Consider the following 4594-nt stretch of genomic DNA (forward strand, 5'->3'; position numbering starts at 1 on the left):
AAGGATTTAAAGAAATTCAGGATACATTAGAGTCAATGATTTAACTGTAATTAACGGAATGGATTTTCCATTTACACATAATTCTTGACGCTACCCAAGTCAATTTTATCAAAAAAGTAAGATTAATTTTACATTTGACAATTAATCGAAATATTGTATATTAGTTAGCAGGGGAACTAAAAAGGGAGGTGAAAAATATGGGTCCTAGAGGGACTGTTGGTTTTGAAATCAGAGAGCTAAGTTTGTTGATTGGTCGATACCTAGAATCTCATCGTTTAGATGAAGAAATGGAAATGTTACGGGGGCCTCAAGCGTGGGCATTGGGGTATTTATATGAGCATCAATATCATACGATTTATCAAAAAGATCTTGAAAAAGAAATGTCGATCCGCAAATCAACAGCAAGCAATTTAGTCAAACGCATGGTAAAGAATGGTGTGATCACCACCGCTGCTTCAGAAAAAGATGGTCGATTGAAAGCTTTACGTATTACAGACAAGGGTATTTTGTTTATGGAAAAAATCAATTCCTTTATGGAAACATCTGAGGCCAAAATCACCAATGGCCTTTCTTCAGAAGAAATGGCGCAATTTTTTCAAACCATTCAAAAAATCAAAAAAAACCTCTCATGAGATACATCAACCATAATCATGAGCTGTTTTAACAACATATAGTTAGCGAGCTAACTATATTTGGAGGCAAAGAAATGATAGATATACTAAAAAGAACGAGTAAAAAAGAAAGAGGCATAGCTGCAATCAGTGTGGTATTTATCATTGTGCAGGTGTGGCTTGAGCTAAAGATTCCGGACTATATGTCGGAGATCACGACATTGCTGCAAACAGAAGGTACGACGACGCAAGAGATTATCCATCCAGGTATCTGGATGATCGGTCTTTCACTATTGAGTTTCTTGGCATCCATCGTTGTAGGCTTTTTTGCAGCCAAAATTGCAGCCAGTCTTTCCACTAGGTTAAGAGATCAAATCTATAGTAAAATCATGCATTTTTCTCAATCGGAGATTCAACAATTTTCGATCCCAAGTTTGATCACAAGAACAACGAATGATTTAACACAAATTCAATTGGTTGTAGCGATGGGCTTGCAAGTCGTGATCAAAGGACCTATTACCGCTGTTTGGGCAATCACAAAAATTGCCAATAAAAACTGGCAATGGACACTGACAACGGCGATTGCAGTTTTGTTTTTGTTGATCATGTTAAGTACGTTACTGCTGCTTGTTCAACCTAAATTTACCAAAGTACAAAATTTAACAGATAAATTAAACAGTATCACTAGGGAGAATTTATCAGGTATTCGTGTCATACGGGCGTATAATGCTGAAAATATTCAAAGTCAAAAATTTGAACAGGCGAATGAAATTTTAACGACCGTCAATCTATTTACAAACCGTATGCTTGCTATCATGAATCCCGGTATGACGATCATCTCCAGCGGATTGACTTTAGCAGTCTACTGGATTGGCGCTTATTTGATCGATGCAGCACAACTAGATGCAAAATTGGTACTCTTTAGTGACATGGTCGTTTTCACGTCTTATGCTATGCAAGTCGTGCTAGGTTTTATGTTAATGACGATCATTTTTTTGATTTTACCAAGAGCATTGGTCTCGGCAAAACGGATTACAGAAGTCTTGGAAACCAACCTGTCTTTGGTCTGGCCAGAACAATCAGTACTGACTGAAAAAAGAGGTGAGATCGAATTTGATCATGTATCTTTTGGTTATGACAAAAGCGCGGTTCCAGTGATCCAAGATATCTCATTTAAAGCGAAACAAGGCCAAACTATCGCTTTCATTGGATCAACTGGTAGTGGGAAGAGCACACTGATCAATTTGATTCCGCGCTTTTATGATGCTACTTCAGGCGGGGTCAAAGTCGATGGTCAAAATGTTCAAGCCTATGCACAAGATGAGTTAAATAATCGAATTGGCTTTATTCCTCAAAAACCAGTTCTCTTCAGTGGCACGATTCGCTCGAATTTAGATTTTGGGACGAGTGTGGGTTCACCATTAAGCGACAATGATTTGAAACAAGCGTTGACGATCGCCCAAGCTTGGGATTTTGTTGAAGCCAAATCCCAGAAATTGGATGATCCAGTCGCGCAAGGTGGATCGAACTTTTCAGGGGGACAGAAGCAAAGGTTGGCGATTGCGCGCGTGATCGCAAGAAAACCAGAGATTTTGATTTTTGATGATTCTTTTTCAGCGCTGGATTATCGCACAGACAAAATGTTGCGTGATGCATTGGATACGCATTTGCGTCAAACAACCAAATTGATCGTGGCCCAAAGAATCAGCACAATTATGCATGCGGATCAGATCATCGTGCTGGATGAAGGGCGAATGGTGGGCATAGGAACCCATGAAACGTTATTGGCAACAAATGATATTTATCAAGAAATTGCCCATTCACAACTTTCCAAGGAGGAATTGGCACATGGAAAATAGCAAGAAGCAAAAAAAGAACAAAGACCAACCGAATAAACTAGGCCCATTGTTCTATCAGCAATTAAAAGAACAGACCAAAGAATACCATGTTGGATTGATCTTCGCCGTCATTCTGGCAACATTGGGCAGTATCACGTCCATTTTAGGTCCAGATCGTCTAAGCGAGATCACTGACTTGATCACAGCCGGATTGTTTTCAACGATAGATGTCGCACAAATCAGCCGAATCAGTCTGACGCTTGCAGTGCTTTATGCGATCGGTGCGTTGATGTCTTATTTTCAAGGTTTTGTCATGGCAACGATTACCCAGAGGTTTTCTGAGAAATTGCGCTCAAATATCAATGACAAAATCAATCGTATTCCTTTGCGCTACTTTGATGCCCATAGCCAAGGTGAGACATTGAGTCGTGTGACAAATGATTTGGATACTGTAGGTCAGTCATTGAATCAAAGTTTGGGATCCCTTGTGCCCGCCATCACGTTGTTTATTGGCTGTTTGATCATGATGATCCGGACAAATATTATTTTGACCGTGACAGCTGTGTTGTCCGTGCTTCTGGGCTTTTTGATAATGGTTTTGATTTTGATGAAGTCTCAAAAACACTTTGAAAGTCAGCAAGCGCATTTAGCGGAGGTCAATGGATTTGTAGAAGAATCCTATTCTGGTCACCAAGTGATCATTTCATACAACGCGAAAGAAGCGATGCATCGTCAATTTCAAGGCTTTAATCAGCAGCTGTATACCAGCATTTGGAAATCTCAATTTCTATCTGGTATTATGCAGCCTTTGATGGGATTTATTGGCAATTTTGGCTATGTGACTGTCTGTGTGGTAGGATCGATTTTGGCACTCAATGACCAGATTTCATTCGGTGTGATCGTTGCGTTCATGGTGTATGTCCGCTTGTTTTCTCAACCGTTGTCTCAATTGGCGCAATCAATGTCTAATTTACAACTAGCTGCTGCTGCAATGGCCCGCGTCTTTGATTTCTTAAGGGAAGAAGAAATGAGCAGTGAAAAAGATAAATTGCAAGTTGAATCACGTACAGTCGGGGAAGTGACTTTTGACCACGTGAGTTTTGGTTATACAAAAGACAAAGAAATCATCCATGATTTCAGTGCAGTGGCGCACGCCGGGGAGAAAATCGCTATCGTAGGACCCACAGGAGCCGGTAAAACAACGATCGTGAATCTTTTGATGAAATTTTATGACATAGATAGCGGTACGATTTTGATCGACGATGTATCTATACAGAATCTTTCAAGAGCACAAGTTCACAACCAATTTTGTATGGTTTTACAAGATACATGGCTGTTTGAAGGAACCATCAAAGACAATCTTAGATTCAATCAAATCGATATTTCGGACGAACAAATCCATGCAGCATGTAAAGCTGCCGGGATCGATCATTTTATTTCAACATTGCCTCAAGGGTATGACACAGTCTTAAATGACAGCTTGACATTGTCTGCAGGCCAAAAACAATTACTGACAATTGCTAGGGCTTTGTTGAAAGATGCACCGATGCTTATCTTAGATGAAGCGACTTCCTCAGTGGATACGCGTACGGAAGAAGTCATCCAGAAAGCTATGGACAAATTGATGGTTGGACGGACCTCATTTGTCATTGCCCACCGCTTGTCAACGATCAAAAATGCCGACTTGATTTTAGTAATGAAAGATGGAGAAATTATAGAGAAAGGATCTCATGATATGTTAATGGAAAAGAAATCTTTTTATGCAGACCTATACAATAGTCAGTTTGAAAAAAGCACGTCTTCTCTTATCGTTGAAAATTAATAATTTGATTATATTAAGAGCTGTGTCTCTAAAAAGATACAACTCGTGATTTACAAGAATAAAAGAAAAAATGGATATTCTAATGATTATCTTACTAAGTTGTTCACTTTAGTATATTAGATTATCCATTTTTTTAAGATAGAAATTTTATTAAGTTCTCTTCTCTATAATAAAGCTTCACATAAAATTAAAATTTTTTTAGATCTTTGATAAGTAATGCTTTTCTTGATAGCGTAAAATATTTTGTGTAAATAGAAATTTAGGGTAGAAAAAGAGAAAGTCCATTCTGTAAAATTAAAGTTACGACACCGAAATTTTATAGG

General features: G+C 38.6%; 3 protein-coding genes. All 3 read left to right on the top strand.

The genetic code is table 11. From position 1 onward, the window contains the following. Positions 1-197: 197 nt before the first annotated feature. Positions 198-632, top strand: a complete 435-nt coding sequence (locus tag BM057_RS11250; RefSeq protein ID WP_092093840.1) for a MarR family winged helix-turn-helix transcriptional regulator — start codon at positions 198-200, stop codon at positions 630-632. 74 nt (positions 633-706) lie between these two features. Beyond that, a complete protein-coding gene (locus tag BM057_RS11255) occupies positions 707-2470 on the top strand; it encodes an ABC transporter ATP-binding protein (protein WP_092093842.1) in 1764 nt (587 codons plus the stop codon). After that, positions 2460-4271, top strand: coding sequence for an ABC transporter ATP-binding protein (locus tag BM057_RS11260; protein ID WP_092093845.1), 1812 nt, complete (start codon positions 2460-2462; stop codon positions 4269-4271). Before BM057_RS11255 ends, BM057_RS11260 begins: the two co-directional genes overlap by 11 nt. Positions 4272-4594: the final 323 nt, after the last annotated feature.

Source organism: Pisciglobus halotolerans (assembly GCF_900113675.1).
Classification (GTDB): Bacteria; Bacillota; Bacilli; order Lactobacillales; family Carnobacteriaceae; genus Pisciglobus; species Pisciglobus halotolerans.

Bases quoted from the DNA above. Each gene is read 5' to 3' on its own strand.
- BM057_RS11250 (WP_092093840.1), top strand. From the start codon at position 198: ATGGGTCCTAGAGGGACTGTTGGTTTTGAAATCAGAGAGCTAAGTTTG.
- BM057_RS11255 (WP_092093842.1), top strand. From the start codon at position 707: ATGATAGATATACTAAAAAGAACGAGTAAAAAAGAAAGAGGCATAGCT.
- BM057_RS11260 (WP_092093845.1), top strand. From the start codon at position 2,460: ATGGAAAATAGCAAGAAGCAAAAAAAGAACAAAGACCAACCGAATAAA.